This window comes from Photorhabdus africana (assembly GCF_035181445.1).
Lineage (GTDB): Bacteria > Pseudomonadota > Gammaproteobacteria > Enterobacterales > Enterobacteriaceae > Photorhabdus > Photorhabdus laumondii.
This window is the reverse complement of sequence record NZ_JAXBVE010000313.1, coordinates 1-223: the sequence shown is the minus strand read 5'-3', so window position 1 is coordinate 223 and position 223 is coordinate 1. Positions and strand designations below refer to the sequence as shown.

Genomic DNA, 223 nt, shown 5'->3' with positions numbered 1-223 from the left:
TTTGCCTCATTGTGCGCTGTTCTGGGCGGCGCAGATGGTTGGAGTGAGATCCAAGAGTATATTGAAGGCCACCATGAATGGTTTCTTGAACATAATATGTTCAAGGAGGGGCTCCCTGTTGATGACACGATTGCCCGACTTCTCTCACGGATTAATCCGGAACAATTTAATCTTTGTTTTATCAACTGGATGCGTTCGGTTCATCAGGTCACTCAGGGGGAAT

General features: G+C 46.6%; 1 protein-coding gene. It reads left to right on the top strand.

The features are described from left to right. A partial coding sequence (locus SLS51_RS23905) for an ISAs1 family transposase (RefSeq protein ID WP_323840929.1) occupies positions 1–223 on the top strand: 223 nt, incomplete at both ends.